We start from the raw sequence: 18502 nt of genomic DNA, 5'->3' as shown, positions 1-18502 counted from the left end.
GTTGTAAGCCGGAACCCCAGATGTTTCCATCAGCCTATCTTGAGGGTTGGCAAGGATTCATGTAAAAAACAGCCAACCCGACTAGGGGCTCGCGCTACTGGAGTTGCGCGCGCTGGTTCAGACTCGGTGTGCCCACTAGATTAAGCGCCATGTGAACCCGTTCTGTTGATACCCACCACCGCATACTGGCCTGCAGGGCAACTGAGTGGTAACTGGGCAAGAAAAAGTTCCATCTTGATGCACAGTCATTTTTAAAATCCTGTGTATTGAGAGACCGGTTAGAAAAAGCAGATGTTCCGTCACCGGCTCAGCTGACAGACATGACAGACATGACAGACATGACAGACATGACAGAGTGACCACCAAGCAATGGTCTTCACTCTGCCGAGCCATGGTCGCAACGAAACAAGGGGACTATTACCTGCAGGAATGCTCCTGCACCCTAAATCCTTTGGGAAAGAGGATTCCCAACGAATAGCATTCCAACCAGTTCAGCAAATTCCAGCTTCAATTACACGGCCCCTGCGGAGGAAGCACAAAACCGCTTCGCCTCAGCGCCCGACAACGTCCCTTTACTTGCCACCACAACCTCTATCGCCCAAGCGTCGGAAAGGCAACAAAGACCGGTGGCTGTACCGAACGACTTTCAGTGTGGCCTCCAAAAGAGGCCCTATTATTCGAAATGCTATGAATAGGTGCGAAGGGACATCATTCGGTAGCTCCGATACATCCATGAGAAATTATAACCAGTAGAAATACCCATTGCGACGCACGCAGTAGTGACGCGTGCACCGCTTACGAATCCACCAGCACCGGCTAACATATGAGCTGCTGCTTTGTGGCATGGGCGATTGATCGACCCTCGACGCGGTTGCGGCCTTTGGTTTTGGCGCTGTAGAGAAGTCGGTCTGCTTCCTCAAGAGCAGCTTTGTGATCTTCCTTCTCGGGTGCGCTGATCGCCACCACACCAGAACTGATTGTTAAATTGCCTACCGGGCTGGCTGAATGCTCTATAAAAGCATTCTCGATGGCTAACCTGACTTTTTCCGCCACGCTAAGAGCGCCCGCCAGATCTGTTTCGGCTAAAAGGATCACAAATTCTTCACCGCCGTACCGTGCTGCTAAATCGCCGGATCGGTTGATGCAGCTGCCGAGGATCTCCGCCACTTGCATCAGGCAGTCGTCACCTTTCAAATGGCCGTAGCGGTCGTTGTATTGCTTGAACCAGTCAATATCCAACAAAATGATGGCGAGTACTGAGTTATTCCGTGAGGCTCTTCCCCACTCCTTTTGCAAGCTAGCGTCGAAGCAACGTCGATTGGCCAGATTCGTCAAACTGTCGGTCTGAGCGATGATCTCCAGCTCATGCCTGGTGTTGTTCAATTCGCCTTCCGCACTGATCAACTGCTGGATTTGCCGATACAACAGAACACCCAGTAAAGCCAGCGTAAAAATGATCATGCCGCTCAAAGCCATGGACCTGTATGCATAGGCCCACCAGGGCGCGAAAATATGCTGGCAGGAGACACCCGCAGCAGCGACGATAGGCAGCCCGGTGACCCGGCGATAGGCATAGATTCTATCCACGCCATCCACCACAGACTTGATTACCGCGGTTCCGCTATCGTGGTATGGCAGATAGCGAGTGAAGATGTCTCCCTTGGCCACATTGGTCGTCATCAGTGCGGTCACTACAGGCCTACGAGCCAGCAAGTCGCCGTTATTCAGCGCAAGGAAAATAACGCCCTTATCGTCTACGCCCATACGTTTGAAGAACGCTTCAAAATAGGCAACGGGTACTGTCGCTAAAGCTATTCCAGCAAACGTCCCGTCAGCAGCATTGATACGGCGGCTGATAGGGATAAGCATATCTCCTGTGCTGCGGCTTTTAACGACTGAACCTATGTGGATGGACTCGTCAGCGTTATCGCGGTGATACACAAAGTAGTCGCGGTCGCTGTTGTCCCTCACCTGAGCACTTCGGGAAAAGGAATTGGCAACCCGGTTGCCCAGGGCGTCGTAGATGAAGAGCCCTTGAATCCCTTCTACATGCCCCACGTCCTTGGCCATGAGCGTTGTCAGTCGACTCTGCTGCTGACTTCCCACACCATCGTGTTCCACCCGCTCGACGAGATCGCGCAACACGTTATCCGCTTGGCGGAAAGTGTCCTGAGCCTGTTGTTCAGCGGCAAGAACGATATTGGAGACCGCAACTTTGGCATTGGCCACACGCTCGAGTTTGGACTGGTTCATTTGCCAGGCAGTGGCCAGGATCAACGATAGGCAGACCAGACCAATGAAGCCAACCAAAGCTCTGGTGAGCGTCGAGGGGGAAAGTCGCTTTGAGTTAAGATAATGAGGCTTCATGAGGTCGTCATCAAATTGGCGGCCGGACGCCCCATGCAGTTTCCATACCTCAGTTGGATTGGCTAGCGCAAATGTCCTGCTGGCCAAATCCGATAGTTGTCATCTTTCCACGCCAGACTGCTTTGCGCTTGCCGGACGGATCAAGCATGTGCGCTATAACATGGCGAGTGGTGGCCGCATTCAGCATTACAAGAAGGAGTACATTGATGATTCGCAGAGCGTTACCCTCCGATGCAAATGCCATTGCGCGGGTACATATCGGCAGTTGGCAAGACGCTTATCGTGACCTCATGCCTGCTGAATACTTGAGTTCGCTGGAAACAACTCTGGCGCAGCGTGAATCATTTTGGGCTCGCTCTATTGAATCGGACGAGCCTTGTGTGCTGGTTGCGGAGTTGCATGAGCAGGTAGTCGGCTGGATATCAGTCGGCGCAAGCCGTGACGAAGATGCCACAACGGACACTGCTGGTGAGGTTATGGCCATCTACGTTTTAGCCAGGCATTGGCAAACCGGCGTCGGGCTGGCGTTGTGGAAGGCAGGCCTGCAGTGGTTGATGGAGCAAGAGTATCAGCGGTTGACCCTTTGGGTATTGGCCCGTAACGAGCGGGCTATCCGCTTTTATCGCAGGGCGGGATGTGTTGAAGAAACAGGGAGTGAGCGTACTCTCGAGAGGGGGGGTGTGACTCTGGCAGAGGTGAGGTACGGTTTGGCTTTACCCGATCAAGTCAGGCTTGATCGCCTGCCGTGAGCGTGGGGCCACACAACGACCTCCACGCACAGACGCGGTCAACAGGGAGCAGTTAACCTGTCAGGACTGCGCTAGCGTTGATCACGTGTGCATTCGGCGCCCAGGCGCCGGTAGTGATGCATCAACAAGCACCGATAGCAAAGGCATTTTTTAAGTGCGTATGCCCAGAAACGTTTTTATCGCAGACATCGTTAATGCTGAGAACGATGCGTTGGCTTATTCTGGAAAGGACCGATCTGGCAATACGATCGTTACTGAAGAGCACACACATTTTTATTGCGGGTAACGGCGGAAGCAGCGAACTCTTGATAATAGGTGTATCGCCCGGAATAAGTGACAACTCGCCCACGCCTATGCCCACACCGGCGCCGATAGCATTGAAAACAGCAAAGTTGGACTCGGACGTGAATCGTATCTCAGACGCCATGCGGGCGTGCTGCAAGGCGTTCATCGAGACTTCCCTGCAGATACAACCTTCCGGAAAGTGCACCAGAGGTATGGGCTGCCCTGGCATAACCAGCCTGGCATCGCCGATCCAGTGGAGTTCCTCATGCCTTATGTGCTCGGAGTGCTCCATGACCCGGGAGTCAGGCACCGCGACAACAGCAAGGTCCAGTCGCCCGTGTTCGACGTCATCCAGCAATAATGACGACGTCTTGCAGACCAGTTTTATTTTCAGATCGGGGTCTGATCGAGTCAGGGTCTGGACAATGCCGTGCAGAAAAAACAGTGCGTAATCATCCGGCATACCCAGACGCAATTCGCTATCAGGATTCTTGTTCTTCAAGCGAAACAGGTTGTCATGCATGGCAAGAATTTTTTCGGCCGCGGCCAATACTTCTTCGCCTATCGTTGTCAGCCGAAAACCGTCGTCGCCCCTGACGAACAGTTTTACCTCCATGAGCGTTTCCAGCTTTTTTATTTGCATGCTGATGGCAGGCGGAGTTTTGCACAGAATGTCAGCAGACCGAGTGATACTCCGAGTTTCGCTCACCGATTTGAACGTGCGCCAAAGGTTTGTATCTACATCAAAAATTCGAGGCATCCGTTTTCCCTGATGACCCGGTGCCTAATGGGTGATGACATTGGCAACCGAATGATTTCCTGCTCCGGGATTTTCCAACTGCACCCCGGCTTTCCATATGCCCCTCTATAGTTAGGCCATTCTGCGAGTGTGCGCAAAGTATTCCGTACACGCAGGGGAAATATATGGATAAAACGGACGCTGAATCGATTTTTGCTGCTTCAGATGACACTTGCATAGGTTATTGCCGGACGGAAAGTCTGATCCATTCAGGTCCTCGTCCGGTGGCTGCATTCGTTCAGGAAGCTTCTTCCCTCAATGCCACGCCGAGCGCCTGGAGCAGAGGCGTATTTTCACATGCGATATACGTGGCCTCTGCGTCCTCTGACGTATTGACGTGCTTGTGCCAACGCCAAACGGGAATATAAATAGCATCCCCTGCAGTCCATGAAACGAGGGTCTCCCCTACCATAGAAAAACCCGCACCTGAAATGATGTAGATGACGCTCTCATAGTTATGCCGGTGCAGCCCCGAACCTTGCAAGGGCCGCAGCGCTCCGAACGTCATGCTGATTGATCGGCACGGTAAGTCGACGACATGAACTTCGTGTTTTCTTGCATCGCTGAATGCGTCGAGCGTGGGCTTTCTGACCCTTTCGTGCAGGAGTGTACCGGTAACCTCTCCTGCGGCAAGGCTGGCGGGAACATGCACAAAATCACGCGAAGAAAATGAGTGGTTGTTCATGCTCACCTCAAAGGTTATCCAGAAATTCAAGTCGCGCCTTGATCATCATGAAGGCCGCGTGCCGGACTACTTCAAAACGAGATGGTTTTTCAACCACAAGACGCGAAAGAATCGCCAACAGGGTGTCAGCGTGACCGTCGTCACAGTCAATGTGTAATGAGAAGAACCTCAGTTTATCTACCGCGACGCCCTGACCGATGAAGCCGTTGAGAATGTCGCTGTACAAATGAGGAACAATCGCCTCAGCCCCCAGACAAAGTGCCGAGAGACCATATACACCATCGGGTTGCTTGCAAAAGCTCATCATGGTGTCGATGAGGTGCTGGGTCGAAGGGAGGGTGGCGTGTGCTTCAAGTGTCAGGTCGAAGGAGCGCAGCATGTCTCGATAGAGAGCCGAATGTGTCGGTTCGGCGACTTCACCAAACCCCAGTTCCTCGAAAAGATTTTCGAACACCGCCAGGATATCTTCATCCCTTTCCAGATGGCTCATCAGTTGGCAGATATACCGGGTGAAATGACGGCTGTATTTTCCCTGCTGGACCAGAAAGTCTTTCAGCCGCGCTATCGGCATGGTCGCCGCACGGCACTGAACCAGAAAGGGATGACCGGAAATCTGTTGGATCATTTCATCTTTTAATTGTGCGAGTTCCTGCAATATGAAGTCATTGCCCAACGGGCGGGCAGTCAATACACGGGTATGTTCAACAACTGAATTCATCAGGCAATCCCTCGCGATGTTTGATTGTGCAGGGTAGACAGGTACGCGCGCTTCAGCCTGTCCAACCCACGTTCTAGCGTCGGCAGATCAATGGTCAGCGGCGGCATCAGTTTGAGGACTTCGTTTGACGGACCACAGGTCTCTACAAGCAGACCTTGCAACAAGCACTCGGCAGACATCTTGCTTGCGCGCCGTGAATCGCCAAACTTCAACCCCATGAACAAACCCCGCCCTACAATGCTGACGGCTTCAGAGGGTGTTTGAGCAATCAACTTTTCCAGTGCAGTGCGAAGAATATCGGACCGCTCAGCTATCGAACGTTCAAACGCATTATCTTGCCAATAGCTCAGGGCCGCGGCCGCTGTTATAAAAGCGGTGTTGTTCCCGCGAAAGGTGCCGTTGTGTTCACCCGGTGCCCACTTGTCATGTTCCGGCTTTATCAGTACCAGTGACATCGGCAAACCATAACCGCTGATGGACTTTGACAGGCAGATGATATCCGGGGAGATATCGGCGGATTCAAAGCTGAAAAATGTCCCGGTACGACCACACCCTGCCTGGATGTCGTCAATGATCAGCAGTGCACCTGATGCCTTGCACAATCGCTGGACGCGCTGCAGCCATTGCGGCCGCGCGCAATTCAAACCGCCCTCGCCCTGCACAACTTCGAGAATAACGGCAGCGGGCGGCTCGACACCTGCTCCGGCTGTCGTGAATAGCGTTTCAATGATCGCCGCACTGTCGATGTCAGGCCCCAGAAAACCGTCGTACGGGAGCCGGATGACGTTTGAAAGCTCCACGCCAGCCACGGCTCTTTTGTCAGCGTTGGCGGTAACTGCCAGGGAGCCCAGCGTGACGCCGTGAAATGCATGGGTAAATGCTGCAATGGAGGCGCGCCCGGTTATTTTTCGAGCCAGCTTCAAGGCAGCCTCGACAGCATTGGTTCCGGTAGGGCCCGTGAACTGCAGTTTGTAGTCCATACCTCGCGGCGCGAGGATGATCCGGTCGAACTGCTCGATAAACCGGGACTTTGCAGCACTGTGAAAGTCGAGGGTTGTCGTGATGCCGTCCTGCTGAATGTAGTCCAGCAACGCTGTTTTCAAACGAGGGTTGTTATGGCCATAGTTCAATGATCCGGCGCCGGCGAAAAAGTCGATAAACTCGCGCCCTTCGATATCCCTGATCACTGCACCTTCGGCCGTTGCGAACACCACGTCACAGTCGCGACAATAAGAACGCACTTCCGACTCACGCGTATAGATAGACAGTAATGAGTTCATGCCTGTAATCCTTGCCTGGGGAAATTAAGTTACGCGCGCGTCATGATGTAATGACCCAGGCTTTTTTCCGGCCCGTAAAAGATTGACAGCATGTCCCTGATGTCCAGATGCAAGACCGTGCATTCTGACGACTCGTGCAATTCGTCCTTAAAGCGAATGTTCAAGTCATTGAACCCCATGTGCGCCAATGCATTGATCGGTGTGTGGGGTGTGTCGAGAAAACAATTGGCGAGGACGTTGTAGTTTTTCTCTCTCAGGCAATACTGCAATGCCGCTTTTACCAAGGCGGCAAAAATGCCGTAGGGGTAAGCGGCGAATATCCGGTCACGGTACCTGGCCGGTACCATGAGCCGCGCGCATTCGATCAACGCACCCTGAGCCCTTTCTCGCACTGCAGAAATATCGGCAAACTTGTCGATGGGCAACCCCTGGTCCCCATCGATGATCATGCGCATCACACCCACTGGCTCGCCCCCGTCGTCAGTAGCCAGCAAGTAAACCGAACTGGTGTGGTAGCGATCATTGCGAGGGTCCGTGGCATCACGGTCCAGCCAACCTAACTCCTCACTGTAAACTTCTTGCCAGACAGCCTTGACACTGGCGAGTTCGAGATCAGACTGTGCCAGTTGTACCCGGCCTTTAAAGTCTGTCGATGTGGCGTCGTAAAAGGGCAGTGTCGGTCCGTTCATGGTGTGCATTCCATAGCGCGTATAGATAGGTTACTGCCGTTATTGAAACAATCATTGCAACTGCACTGATGAGGCCCACGACCGGCGCTTCGACAAACTCAAGCAGTGCGCCCAGCAGGAACGACCCTATGGGGCAGCCCCCCATGAAGAACAACATCAGTAGCGCTAATACTTGAGCCTTATTAGAGGCCGGTGCGTTTTCCTGAATCAGGGTCTGGCCCATGCTAAGTGCAATCCCCCCCAGAAACCCCCAACCAAAAACCAGTAAAAATAAAACCCACTCTGTCAGTACTGACGGGATGACGGCCAGCAGAACTGAGGCGAGCAGGCAGGAGCTGATCAGCGCGCGCAGGGTGTGATGGACTCCCCCTTTAACGACCAGGGTAACGACAGAGGCAATCAACCCGCCCATGAACACGGTATTGAACAATGCCAACAAAGAGGCGCTGTACCCCGGTAACCCGGAAACATGGAGGGGCATCATGACGAAAAACGAGCCCAGGAAGAAAACACCGATCAGGCCATTCAACAACAACACCGGAAAGATGACCGGGTGCCGAATGGAAAATCGCAGTGCGGTAAGTGTCTCGGCGATCAGGCCCGAATGACGCTTGCTCGGCGTGGTCACTGAAATACGAGAAGCGGCCAGAGACGACATCACGAACAGCAGCGACAACGACAAGAACATCAGGCTGATGCCCACCTGCTGCGCAATACCACCGATGGCAAACCCTACAGTCTGAATCCCGAACTCAATCCCTATATTGATCGTGACGATCTTCTGCAGTTGCTTCTTGCCCAGTACGTTAAGGTACAGCTCTCTGGCAGGGGCGCAGAACGCCGACAGCACCCCGAATGACAACGCATAGATCAGGACCTTGGTGTAAGTGATTGCAGACTGGTAACTCCACACGGCGAACACAAGTGCGGTCAGGGCGCTGGCGAGGTACACGCAGACCAGCAACTTGCGTAACGGCTTGCGATCAGCAACATAACCTCCGTAGATCACAAGAATCAGCACCGGCAACATCAGGCACATCTGGGCAACGCCAAATTGAAAGGCAGATGCATGGACAACGCTGATCAGCACCCAAGGCAAGAATACGCTGTGTATTCCCACGCAGATGAACCAGAGACTGGAGGCCAGGAAGAATCTGGAGACATTGTGCCGTTCCTGAGTATCGAGCACTTCGTTCACGGCGCACACCTCAAAGGCCTGGCCCCGGTCGGGGCCATGGCGGTCAATCGACATTGAAATGTTTGCGATTCTCTTTGGGATTTGCCCACGTGCCGTTGAACTCATAAATGCCGTTATCGAATGTAGAGCCGTCAAACCAGTAATACTTGGGCATCGGGGGAAGTTCAGTGCTGTACGGTGCGCCTTCAAGGTCGCATAGCATCAGCGCTGAGCGACAGAGAATCAGGTAATGCGAGGCTGTCGGTGCCACGGAAAGAATGGGGACGTTTCCTGTTTCTTTCATCCAGTTGAAAATGTCGGGAATGCTCGGGAACCGGGGCTGATAAGACGCCTGAAGCATCACCAGTTTTTCGACCAGTTCAGGCGTCATATCGGCGTCTTCCGGAATATTATAAAAATCTTCCAGCGTCAGGCCGGCCTTGTCGAACTTGTAGACGTTGGCGCCCCAACCGACCACCGAGGATGCCAACAGGCCTTTGCACTTGGCGGAGTTGCGATATGCCCGATGCAGCGCATAGCGCTCGGCAATGCTGTAGAAGTCCATTTGATCCAGTACCAGATCACAGCCCTCCACGAACGCTTCAGCCGTGTGCTTCTGTATGCCCTCAGGGAACACGTCGACACTCACGTCACCTGCCAACCGGTGAACCAACTCGGCAACCACCAACGCTTTATTGCGGCCAATGGTTTCCAGTGAAGCGCCCATTTGCCGGTTGATGTTGCTGATATCAAACGAGTCGGGGTCGGCAATTTTGATGTGTCTTACACCTAAGCGTGCCAACCCCAGGGCCACGGCCCCGCCAATACCTCCCGCACCAGCGACGCCGACCACCGCACCGGAGAGTTTGCGCTGACTGGCAAGTTGTTGCAGTTTCGTATTACCCAGAAAACAACCGCTGCGTGAGACCCGTTCGTTGTACACCTGCTCGATAAAAACGCCGGGGAATTTAACAATGCGTGCTTTCTTCAACATGGTCTGATCCTTGATTAGTTGCGGCCGCCACAAAAACTGCAGGTCAGTGACAATCGGGGGGATGAACCGTCCAGAAAAACCTGAACTTCGCGGTATAGTTCGAAGCGCTTCTTTTCAAACAGCATGGCGTGGGTGCCTTTATCAATCAGCACGTAGCGTTTACTGGGGGCGTTGCTCAAGTGTGCGTACAGCCATTCAATGTCTGCTGCGGTGGTCAGCACGTGGTCGTAATCTCCACGCGTTATTAAAACGGGCACCTTGATGTTCGCGGGGTCCCAATACACACCCTGCCAGGCGTCATAGATATCCTGAGCAAAGCCTCCGGGCACTTTGATCATATTGTTTTGATGGGCCCTCTCCAACGCAGCGTCACGGGGCCAGTTGTTTACAAACCCGTGTTCGAGTTGCGTCTCGGTGCCAGGTGGGCGATCGTCTTCTATCATGGACAACCGTGTGGCCACCGGGATTTCATAAAAGCTCTTGTCGGGTCTTTCGGCACTGCCGAACACGCCCTGCACAATACTGGAGTCTGTGTGGTCACGCCGGACAATGGGAGAGTTAAACACGACTTTGTCTACCTTATCGCCGTGCGCACTCAGGTAATACCCTACCGGTATGGCGCCCCTGGACGTGGCGATAAGGGTCAGTTTTTTAGCGCCGGTGACGTTCAATACATAGTCGACGGCCGCATCAATGACAGGCACCAGACTCTTGGCATTGCCCACTGATTCAGCGCTGGCATCCGGAGTGGCCTTGCGCATTTCCGGATAATCATCAGAACGACCATAACCCGGCAGGTCAACGACCCAGGCATCGCGCCCTGAATAGGCAACATCCTGCGCCCACGAATAACCCTCTATGGCATACCCGGCCGAGAGTTTGCCCGAGATAGTGGCGCCATGAATAAACAGGACAACGTTTGATTCTTTCAGAGTGCGCGCGTTAACCCCTTTTGGCGATTCACGCCAGAGTGCCACTTTCAACGCGTCTTTCTTTAGCATGACAGTATGAACTTCCACTTCCTTTACAGCCACCGCCTTGTCGGTAGCCATTGGGGAGGCGGACACTAACAGTACGGTGGTACAGGAAGCAAAAAACAAGGCAGCGGAAGCGGTCCTTTTCATCAGTTGACGTCCATGCGATAAGTTGAATAAAAGCATTCCACAAGCGACCTTTATTGTCTGTTCAATCTTTTTTAATACCCTTCACGTTTTTTTAATCCTCCTCCTCGTAAAGAGAACTAACATAGTGCTTTCAGGGAGCCACCATGAACACATGTCAGGCATTCAGAGCATTGCATGAGCGCAATGAGTTATTCGTCATGCCCAACGCATGGTGCGAGGGAAGCGCGCGGCTTATACAGCAGATGGGCTACGCCAGTATCGGCACCACCAGCGCCGGAATTGCCTATGCAAAGGGTTACCGCGACTCATCACCCTCGATGGATAACGAGGATCGATTTGCGGCAATTGATCGTATCGTGCGGGCGGTGGACATACCTGTGACCGCAGACCTGGAGAATGGGCTGGCAAAAACGCTGGAGCAGGTCGAGGAGCACTTCAGGCGGGCCTTGAGCATAGGCTGCGCAGGCGCGTCCATTGAAGATATATCCGACTACAGTGACCCGAACACTCCGCTGTACTTCCCTATCGCAGAAGCATGCGATCGGGTGCGTGCTGCCAGTGGGGCAGTCCATGCGCTTGATGCCGACTTTATCGTCACGGCCAGGACAGACTATCTGCTCGGGGCAAACGAGTATTCGCTGAATGAGGTCGTAGCGCGGCTGGTCGCGTTTGAAGAAGCTGGAGCCGATTGCCTGTTCGCGCCCGGCGTGAGGTCAATCGAGGATCTTGAAGTAATTCGCCGCTCACTCACCAAGCCGCTCAGTGTCATCCCGGTTTCCGGCATGACAATCGACAGGCTCAGAACAATCGGCATTCGCCGAATCAGCTTGGGCAGCTCGCTGTTTCGTGCCGCCTACCGGCAGATTTCGACTGTTCTGTTGCAGCTTGAAAACCCGGATGGGCTGGATTTTCTAAAATCGGGGCTGAGCTTGAGTCAGCTTGACGATGTCATGCGGTAGCCAGCAAAGACAGGTCTGGCGACCGCACTCAACCTGGCATCCGTTTTTGATGGGGGTGCGGATATGGAGCATATGACAGCGAAGGCTCACTCTGCATTCAGGGGGATGAACACCGCAAATGTGGTTCCTTTGTCAGCTTTCGATGTCACCTCGATACGCCCACCATGTGCATCGACGATCCTGGCGACAATGAACAAACCAAGCCCCAGGCTCGAGTAGGGCCCGTTATCGGTCATTTTCTCGGGCGAGTAGCGGTCCATCGGGTTGAAAATGAACGGAAGCACGTCTTCGGGAATCGGACTGCCCGAGTTGTGTACGGTGAACTGGAGGATCCCGTCAGCGGCATTCAGTGTCACTTCAACAGGATCACGGCTGCTGCCATGCTGTATCGCGTTGCCAATCAGGTTCGAAAAGACCTGTTCCAGCCGATCACCATCAAAATTGCCAATGACAGGGTCATTTGAGATCAGGCGAATATCCGCTTCGGGATTGACCGTACTGGACTCGTCGACAATCCGCGCGCAGATAGGCTGGATATCTATATTGGTCTTTTTCAACGGAATGCCGGGGCCGATCTGTGAACGGGTGAAGTCCAGCAGATCGCCGACGATCTGGCTCGCCCGCTTGACGCTCGAGTAGATCCTCGAGGCGACCTTGGTAGGTCGCGCGCCCAGATCGCTGGTACGCAATAACACGTCAGCGCCGAGCAATATCGCGCTTAAAGGGGTGCGCAAATCGTGACCGAGAATACCGAGAAAAATATTGCGTGAAACCTGAACCGCGCTCGTGTAACTGGATATGGATTCAGCCAGAGCCTGATCGATTGCTTCGTTGAACCGGATCATGTCCTCCATCTGCAACTGCGGGTCGGCGGTCTGATGGGTCATCCATTGCTTGATAACGCTCGCTCGCAGCGCACGAAACTCGGAAACCACCTGATCGATGGTAAACCCTGACATCAATCGGGTGATGGCGTGAGTCTTTGCCGCAGTCTGGTCATCCGACAGCACCTGACCTTGTGATTTTTCGACCTGTTCCTGAGACGACTGATCAGTTCGCAGGTCTGTAGCGATGGCCCGGAGCATCTGCTCGGCATGGTCCTTGAGCTCTCTGGAGTCCAATGGCTCACCAGGTGTTCCCAATGTGCGTGCGAAATCGGTCCACTCGCGCACAATAGGTTCGATGTTTTCAAGAATGAAGCCCGATAACCGCATAGCAAATCAAACCTGAAAAAGAACCATGCGAGCCGCAGGTTCGAGCTTTAAGTCAGACACCCTGACTGAATGAAGAAAGGGTGCATATTTGTCGAAAAAATTTTCGGGTTGCCAATGCCGCAACCTGTTGACCAAACCTAGTCGGACAGCGCCTGAAGGCGAGCCTGAACGGCATCGTCAAAAATGATGTATAGCTTCTCGGCGTCGGCAGGACGCAGTTTTCTGGACGCCTCCAAGCCGTGAATGTATTCGATCTGCAACGCGGCCTCGGCTTCGAGATCGGCACGGGTACTGGCGGCGTCGAGCGCTCTTACCAGATCGCTGATCTCCCCCTGGACGGGTTTGGATAGTCGAAGTTGATCAAGTTGTTCCTGCATGCGTTCAATTCCCGGTCAAAACCCTAGGGGCGGCAGCAGATCACGGCGCGTTATGCATTGCAAGACAATAGGCAGATCATCCAGCCCTGGAAGGCTCGGCGTGTTCCTCGATAAGGCTTTTAAGGCTGTAGGTAACGACACCCAGGATGATCAGATCATCGTTGTCGGTAACGCGAAGCGGCGGATAGTCCGCGTTCTCCGACTCCAGGATTACCACCTCGCCACGCATGTGCAAACGACGGCATATCTGCCTGGCATTGAGTGAGGCGACAACGATATCACCGTGTTCGGCGTATTGGCTGCGATCAACCACCAGCATGTCTCCGCTGCACATGGCAGCGTCTCGCATGCCCTCGTCTTCAACCCTGGCCAGATAGACGTGAGGCTCGCGAACTTCGCAGAGCTCCGCGATCGAGACATGACGCTCTCCACGCGCTTGCGAACCGACGGATGACAGAGAGACGAACGGCAGGCCTATGCTCCGCGCGGATAGCGGGCCGAGAAAGGTGACACTCATGAACGCGAGCCTTTTATGATTAACTGTATACATATACAGTTAATCGGTTATCCGGCGCTAGGTCAATCCCGGATACCTCAGCCTCGACCGGTGGCAATCATCTGCGCGAAGCGCATGGCTGGCATGTGCCTCGCGCAGGCTCACTGCGGCGCCGCTTCGGACTGCGACAATTGCTCGATCATTGCCACGGTCAGATAAAGCCTGGGCGCAATGCTCGACAGCTCTATGGACTCATCGTCTGCGTGCAGCCCCGCGCCAACCACACCCATCGTTTCCAGTACCGCCGGTTTGGTGCTACCAGGCACATAGGCATAGCCTGCGTCAGTGCCGAAACGCATGGCAATAGGTTCGATGTTGCGACCGATTTTCTTGTAAAGCGTCTGCGCAGTTCTGGCCAGTTGTTCGGAACCTGTGTTTTTCGCCAATGGCGGGCGGCCCTTTTCCATGCGCAGTGTCACCTGGGTACCATCGATCAGTGTGTTCTTCACGATACGCTGACCGTCGGTAAGCACCCGGTCGCTTTCGCTCAGATCCGAATAGCGCATGTCCGCTTCGGCCGAGGCGCTGGCTGGAATGATGTTGCGCTTCTCTCCTGCCTTGCTGAGCGTCCAGTTGACCGTCGTGCCTTTGGCCGGATCGCCGAGGTCCTTGAGCTGCAGCATCTGGTGCGCAAGCTCCAGGGCAGCATTGCGCCCGGCCTCAGGAGCCGAACCTGCGTGCGAAGACTTGCCTTTGACGTCGAGAATCAGCCCGTTGATGCCGTTGGTCGCGACAGTCACAGCGTCTTTGTCAGGGGGCTCGTACGAGAAGACGTAATCGTGCTGGCGAGCCAGTTCGGCAATGACTTTTTTTGATCCGCTGGAGCCGGTTTCTTCATCTGGATTGAACAACACAGTGAGCGTGCCGAAGCCCTTGAAGTTTTGATCCTGCAACAATTGCAGCGAATGCAGAATCATCGCTACGCCACCCTTGGCGTCCGCCACACCGGGGCCGTAGGCGCGCTCGCTGTCGATATTGAAAGGTCGTTTGGCGGCAGTGCCCGGCCCGAATACCGTGTCGTAGTGGACCATCAGCAAAAAGGACCGAGTACCGTTGCCCTTGAACGTACCGACGATGTTGTCACCCGAAGAGGGCTCGGCCGGGGTCGTCGCGACTTCAGCCCCCAATGCCTTGAGGCGGTCGACCAGCATGGCGCTGACGGTTTTCAGGCCAGGTGCCTGGCCTGTACCGGTGTCGATGTCTACCAGCTCCTTGACAGTTGCAAGGTAAGGTTTCTGTTCGGCCTGGGCTTTTTTCAAGAGTTCGTCAGGTGACAGGCCTTCGGCAAAAGCGCTTATGGACAGCAGTGAGAAGCCGATCGCGGCAGCGATGGATGAGCGTCCTGGTTGCATGTGGGTTCCCTCGGATCAGTGCAGATTGAAGTTACATCTTTATCCAACGCTGCTGCGAGCACCAGCGTGTTATAGATCAGAGACCTTGCACGCAGAGGCTGAGCGGTTAAATTCACTCCGAGGGAACAAGCAGTCCGCGATGGGCTCAAAAACAGTCTCTACAAGGTTTTCACGACAATGCCGACCTTGAAGCCCTTCATCTGCATGCGTTATGCGCTGCGGCCTTGAGTGGGCGGCAGCGCTCGGGTAATGTCATCCAACCGCACAGGACAGAGCACGCTCATGACTTCCAAGCTGGAACAACTCAAGCAATTCACCACCGTCGTCGCTGATACAGGCGACTTTGGCGCTATCGAAAAGCTCAAGCCGCAGGACGCTACTACCAACCCCTCCCTGCTGCTTAAAGCGGCATCGAGCGAAAGCAACAAGCCGATGCTCAAAGAGGCATTCGGTGGCAGCAATGGCGACATCGGTCTGGCCTGCGACCGCTTCGCAGTTGCCATCGGCCAGGAGATTCTCAAAGTCGTACCCGGTCGCGTATCCACCGAGGTGGACGCTCGACTGTCTTTTGACAAGGACGCGCTGATCCACCGCAGCGAGCGTCTGATGGATCTTTACGACAAGGCAGGCATCAGCCGCGATCGCGTGCTGGTCAAACTTGCTGCCACGTGGGAAGGCATCCGCGCCGCCGAACATCTCGAGAAGCAAGGCATTCAGACCAACCTGACCCTGCTGTTCTCCTTCGCGCAAGCCGTTGCATGTGCCGAAGCCGGCGTATTCCTGATTTCGCCGTTCGTGGGCCGCATCTACGACTGGTACAAGAAAGCGGAAGGCACCGACTACACCGGCGCAGAAGATCCAGGCGTACAGTCGGTAACTCGCATTTACAACTACTACAAGGCCAACGATTTCAAAACCGTGGTCATGGGTGCAAGCTTCCGCAACCTGAACCAGATCGAACAACTGGCTGGTTGTGACCGCCTGACCATCAGCACCGAGTTGCTCAACAAGCTGGCCGAGGATACCGGCACGCTGGAGCGCAAACTTGCTCCTGGCAATGCAGGCGAGGCGCGTCAGAGCCTGACCGAAAGTCAGTTCCGCTGGGCGTCGAACGAAGATGCCATGGCCACTGAAAAACTGGCTGAAGGTATTCGTCAGTTCGCTCGCGACCAGGAAAAGCTGGAAGCGCTGCTGTCCGCCAAGCTCTGAAAACGTTAAAGGGCGGCACCCTCGCGGGTGTCGCCCTTTTTGCTGTCTGCGATTCGGTACGTTATGAGAAAGGCTCGCTTAGCGCTGCCCTTCGAGTGCATTGACCAGGTCGTGGAACGCTTCGCGATTCGAGTCATTGAGGCCCATGAGGATCTTGTGCGCTTCAAGCACCTTGGCCTTGACCACCTCTTCGCATTGGTCCTGCGATGGCAGGTCAGTCAGGCACTCAGGCCGCGGCAAGGGCCGGTCGACGATATTGAAGACCTGATCGAAGCCCATCGATTGCAGCAGACGCGTGATGTCTTCGTGGGTAGTGACCAGGGTCGGCAACAAGCCCACCTTTTGCCGTGACAGGATCGACAGTTTGGCCAGCAACCCCAAGGTGGTGCTGTCAATGCTGCGAGTCTCGGTCAGATCGATCACCACCGTCGAGAAATTCAACGCAGTGAAGATGCGCTCTATCGTCGCATCCAAGGCCGAACACAGCGTCAACCGTACTTCACCCACGAACTTGAGAACGAAGGTGCCTTCCTGCTCGGCGAACTGGATTCTACCGGTACTCATTCAAGATTCCTGCTTAACACTAACAAGGCGATATCATCCGGCATCTCCCCTAGCGTTGCCAATTCAAAAACCCGCTGCAAGCCATCCAGGCTGCCGCCAGCTGTCTTCACCAATTCGGGGAGCACAGCTTCTTTCTCCTTGAGTGTATCACCGGGTAGCAAGTCCAGTATGCCATCAGACAGCATGGTCAGACTGAAGGACGCCGGCAGGTCGATCTCGTGATCCTGATAGGTCGCTTCGTTGAACAGGCCTACTGGCAGGCCACGGCCCTCCAGATAATGCGCCTGCCCCTCGGAATACAACACAGGAAGCGGCAGATGCCCACCGACGGCGTAAGTCAGTTTACCCGACTCCTCGTCAATGACACCCCCGACCATGGTGACATGCTTGCCCAGCTTGCAACTGATCAGCCCGCGGTTGATGTGCCCGAGCACATCCGAAGGTTTGAACTCCGGCAAAGTCCCGCCGCGCTTGGACTCGAACAACAGGCGCGTGGTCATGAACTTCAGCAGCACAGTAATGAAGGCTGATGAAGCGCCATGTCCCGAGACATCCGCCAGATAGAAAGCAACGCGCCGCTCGTCGACGCGGAAGTAATCGACGAAGTCGCCAGACAGGTACAACGAAGGAATGATCTGGTGCGCGAACTTGAATGCGTCAATCGACCACGGCGTGACGGGCAGCATGTTCATCTGAACTTGCCGACCGGCGTCCTGATCTTCCTGCAACAGGTGAAGGCTGGCTTCAAGTTCGCGATTGGCTTTTTCCAGTTTTTCGCGATAAACCTGATTTTCGGTCAGCAGGCGCGCTCGATCCAGCGCACGGCGTACGGAATGCTCGAGGACGGCAAGGTCTTCGAGGGGCTTGATCAGATAGTCGGCAGCGCCAAGGCGCAAGGCCTCGACCGCATCGCTCATCACGCCCGCGCCGGACACCACAATAACAGGCGTCTGCGGAGCGACCGCGGTGACCTGGCGAATAAGCTCAAGGCCACCCATTTGCGGCATGCGCAGGTCGCAGACCACCAGATCGGGGGTTTCCTGCTCGAACGTCTGAATTCCCTGCAAGCCATTGCTGGCCTGCAGAACGCTGAAGCCGCTGTCTTCCAGGTAGGCTGCGAGGCTCGCGCGCACTACGTCGTCGTCATCGATAATCAGCAGCTTGGCACTGGTTTTTGGCATGGGGGCAAACGGCGCCAGATCAGGTTGGCGTAGGCGACCCGGTTCAACCGGAAATCGCTTACTGGATTCGCTTCTAGCCTCTCCGCAATAACACGAGCACAACTGATTGTGCCTGTCGTGTTTCAGAGCTGCCCTTCAAGGCGCAGACGGTACTCCCATCCGAGTGGCGTTTCAAGCATGCGCCGGCCTTCACGTTGCGCTCTTTACATCACAAATCACCGGG

Annotated in this window: 18 protein-coding genes; 3 read left to right on the top strand and 15 right to left on the bottom strand. The window is 54.7% G+C overall.

Annotation, left to right across the window (positions count from 1 at the left end):
• Positions 1-816: 816 nt before the first annotated feature.
• The gene (locus tag ALO43_RS19885; protein ID WP_054997943.1) at positions 817-2367 is read right to left on the bottom strand and encodes a sensor domain-containing diguanylate cyclase; all 1551 of its coding nucleotides are present in this window, start codon (positions 2365-2367) and stop codon (positions 817-819) included.
• A 206-nt stretch (positions 2368-2573) separates the two neighbouring features.
• Between ALO43_RS19885 and ALO43_RS19880 the strand changes: the two genes are divergently transcribed.
• Positions 2574-3116: a GNAT family N-acetyltransferase gene (locus tag ALO43_RS19880; protein WP_054997942.1), complete on the top strand. Its 543-nt coding sequence runs from the start codon at positions 2574-2576 to the stop codon at positions 3114-3116.
• A gap of 121 nt (positions 3117-3237) precedes the next feature.
• Here ALO43_RS19880 and ALO43_RS19875 read toward each other — a convergent pair whose 3' ends face one another.
• The 8 genes from ALO43_RS19875 to ALO43_RS19840 form a co-directional block, all read right to left on the bottom strand.
• The gene (locus tag ALO43_RS19875; RefSeq protein ID WP_024670664.1) at positions 3238-4161 is read right to left on the bottom strand and encodes a LysR family transcriptional regulator; all 924 of its coding nucleotides are present in this window, start codon (positions 4159-4161) and stop codon (positions 3238-3240) included.
• A gap of 277 nt (positions 4162-4438) precedes the next feature.
• Positions 4439-4885, bottom strand: a complete 447-nt coding sequence (locus tag ALO43_RS19870) for a cupin domain-containing protein (protein ID WP_024670665.1) — start codon at positions 4883-4885, stop codon at positions 4439-4441.
• Between the two features lie 7 nt (positions 4886-4892).
• Complete coding sequence (locus ALO43_RS19865) at positions 4893-5603, bottom strand: TenA family transcriptional regulator (RefSeq protein ID WP_024670666.1); 711 nt, start codon at positions 5601-5603, stop codon at positions 4893-4895.
• Complete coding sequence (gene ectB / locus ALO43_RS19860; protein ID WP_053480568.1) at positions 5603-6883, bottom strand: diaminobutyrate--2-oxoglutarate transaminase; 1281 nt, start codon at positions 6881-6883, stop codon at positions 5603-5605. The genes ALO43_RS19865 and ectB overlap by 1 nt, the downstream gene beginning before the upstream one ends.
• A gap of 29 nt (positions 6884-6912) precedes the next feature.
• Complete coding sequence (locus ALO43_RS19855; RefSeq protein ID WP_053480569.1) at positions 6913-7572, bottom strand: N-acyl amino acid synthase FeeM domain-containing protein; 660 nt, start codon at positions 7570-7572, stop codon at positions 6913-6915.
• Complete coding sequence (locus tag ALO43_RS19850) at positions 7523-8905, bottom strand: MFS transporter (protein WP_235662581.1); 1383 nt, start codon at positions 8903-8905, stop codon at positions 7523-7525. The genes ALO43_RS19855 and ALO43_RS19850 overlap by 50 nt, the downstream gene beginning before the upstream one ends.
• Positions 8814-9743, bottom strand: coding sequence for a ThiF family adenylyltransferase (locus ALO43_RS19845; protein WP_005887573.1), 930 nt, complete (start codon positions 9741-9743; stop codon positions 8814-8816). Before ALO43_RS19845 ends, ALO43_RS19850 begins: the two co-directional genes overlap by 92 nt.
• Before the next feature lie 14 nt (positions 9744-9757).
• Entirely contained in the window at positions 9758-10867 is a 1110-nt protein-coding gene (locus ALO43_RS19840) for an alpha/beta hydrolase (protein WP_083492205.1), read from the bottom strand.
• Positions 10868-11010: 143 nt separating this feature from the next.
• Between ALO43_RS19840 and ALO43_RS19835 the strand changes: the two genes are divergently transcribed.
• A complete protein-coding gene (locus ALO43_RS19835; RefSeq protein ID WP_054997940.1) occupies positions 11011-11826 on the top strand; it encodes an isocitrate lyase/PEP mutase family protein in 816 nt (271 codons plus the stop codon).
• Positions 11827-11912: 86 nt separating this feature from the next.
• Here ALO43_RS19835 and ALO43_RS19830 read toward each other — a convergent pair whose 3' ends face one another.
• The 4 genes from ALO43_RS19830 to ALO43_RS19815 form a co-directional block, all read right to left on the bottom strand.
• A complete protein-coding gene (locus tag ALO43_RS19830) occupies positions 11913-13040 on the bottom strand; it encodes a sensor histidine kinase (protein ID WP_005887565.1) in 1128 nt (375 codons plus the stop codon).
• 137 nt (positions 13041-13177) lie between these two features.
• Positions 13178-13417: a hypothetical protein gene (locus tag ALO43_RS19825; protein WP_005887563.1), complete on the bottom strand. Its 240-nt coding sequence runs from the start codon at positions 13415-13417 to the stop codon at positions 13178-13180.
• Between the two features lie 76 nt (positions 13418-13493).
• Positions 13494-13934, bottom strand: a complete 441-nt coding sequence (locus tag ALO43_RS19820; RefSeq protein ID WP_054997939.1) for a LexA family protein — start codon at positions 13932-13934, stop codon at positions 13494-13496.
• A gap of 140 nt (positions 13935-14074) precedes the next feature.
• Entirely contained in the window at positions 14075-15325 is a 1251-nt protein-coding gene (locus tag ALO43_RS19815) for a M20/M25/M40 family metallo-hydrolase (RefSeq protein ID WP_053480574.1), read from the bottom strand.
• Positions 15326-15607: 282 nt separating this feature from the next.
• Between ALO43_RS19815 and tal the strand changes: the two genes are divergently transcribed.
• Positions 15608-16534, top strand: coding sequence for a transaldolase (gene tal, locus ALO43_RS19810; RefSeq protein ID WP_005887557.1), 927 nt, complete (start codon positions 15608-15610; stop codon positions 16532-16534).
• Positions 16535-16612: 78 nt separating this feature from the next.
• Here tal and rssC read toward each other — a convergent pair whose 3' ends face one another.
• Positions 16613-17098: an anti-sigma factor antagonist RssC gene (gene rssC / locus ALO43_RS19805; RefSeq protein ID WP_005887556.1), complete on the bottom strand. Its 486-nt coding sequence runs from the start codon at positions 17096-17098 to the stop codon at positions 16613-16615.
• Positions 17095-18279, bottom strand: coding sequence for a two-component system response regulator RssB (rssB, locus tag ALO43_RS19800; RefSeq protein WP_054997938.1), 1185 nt, complete (start codon positions 18277-18279; stop codon positions 17095-17097). Before rssB ends, rssC begins: the two co-directional genes overlap by 4 nt.
• Positions 18280-18502 lie beyond the last annotated feature (223 nt).

The organism is Pseudomonas tremae (genome assembly GCF_001401155.1).
Taxonomy (GTDB): domain Bacteria; phylum Pseudomonadota; class Gammaproteobacteria; order Pseudomonadales; family Pseudomonadaceae; genus Aquipseudomonas; species Aquipseudomonas tremae.
This window is presented reverse-complemented; position numbering and strand designations above follow the sequence as displayed.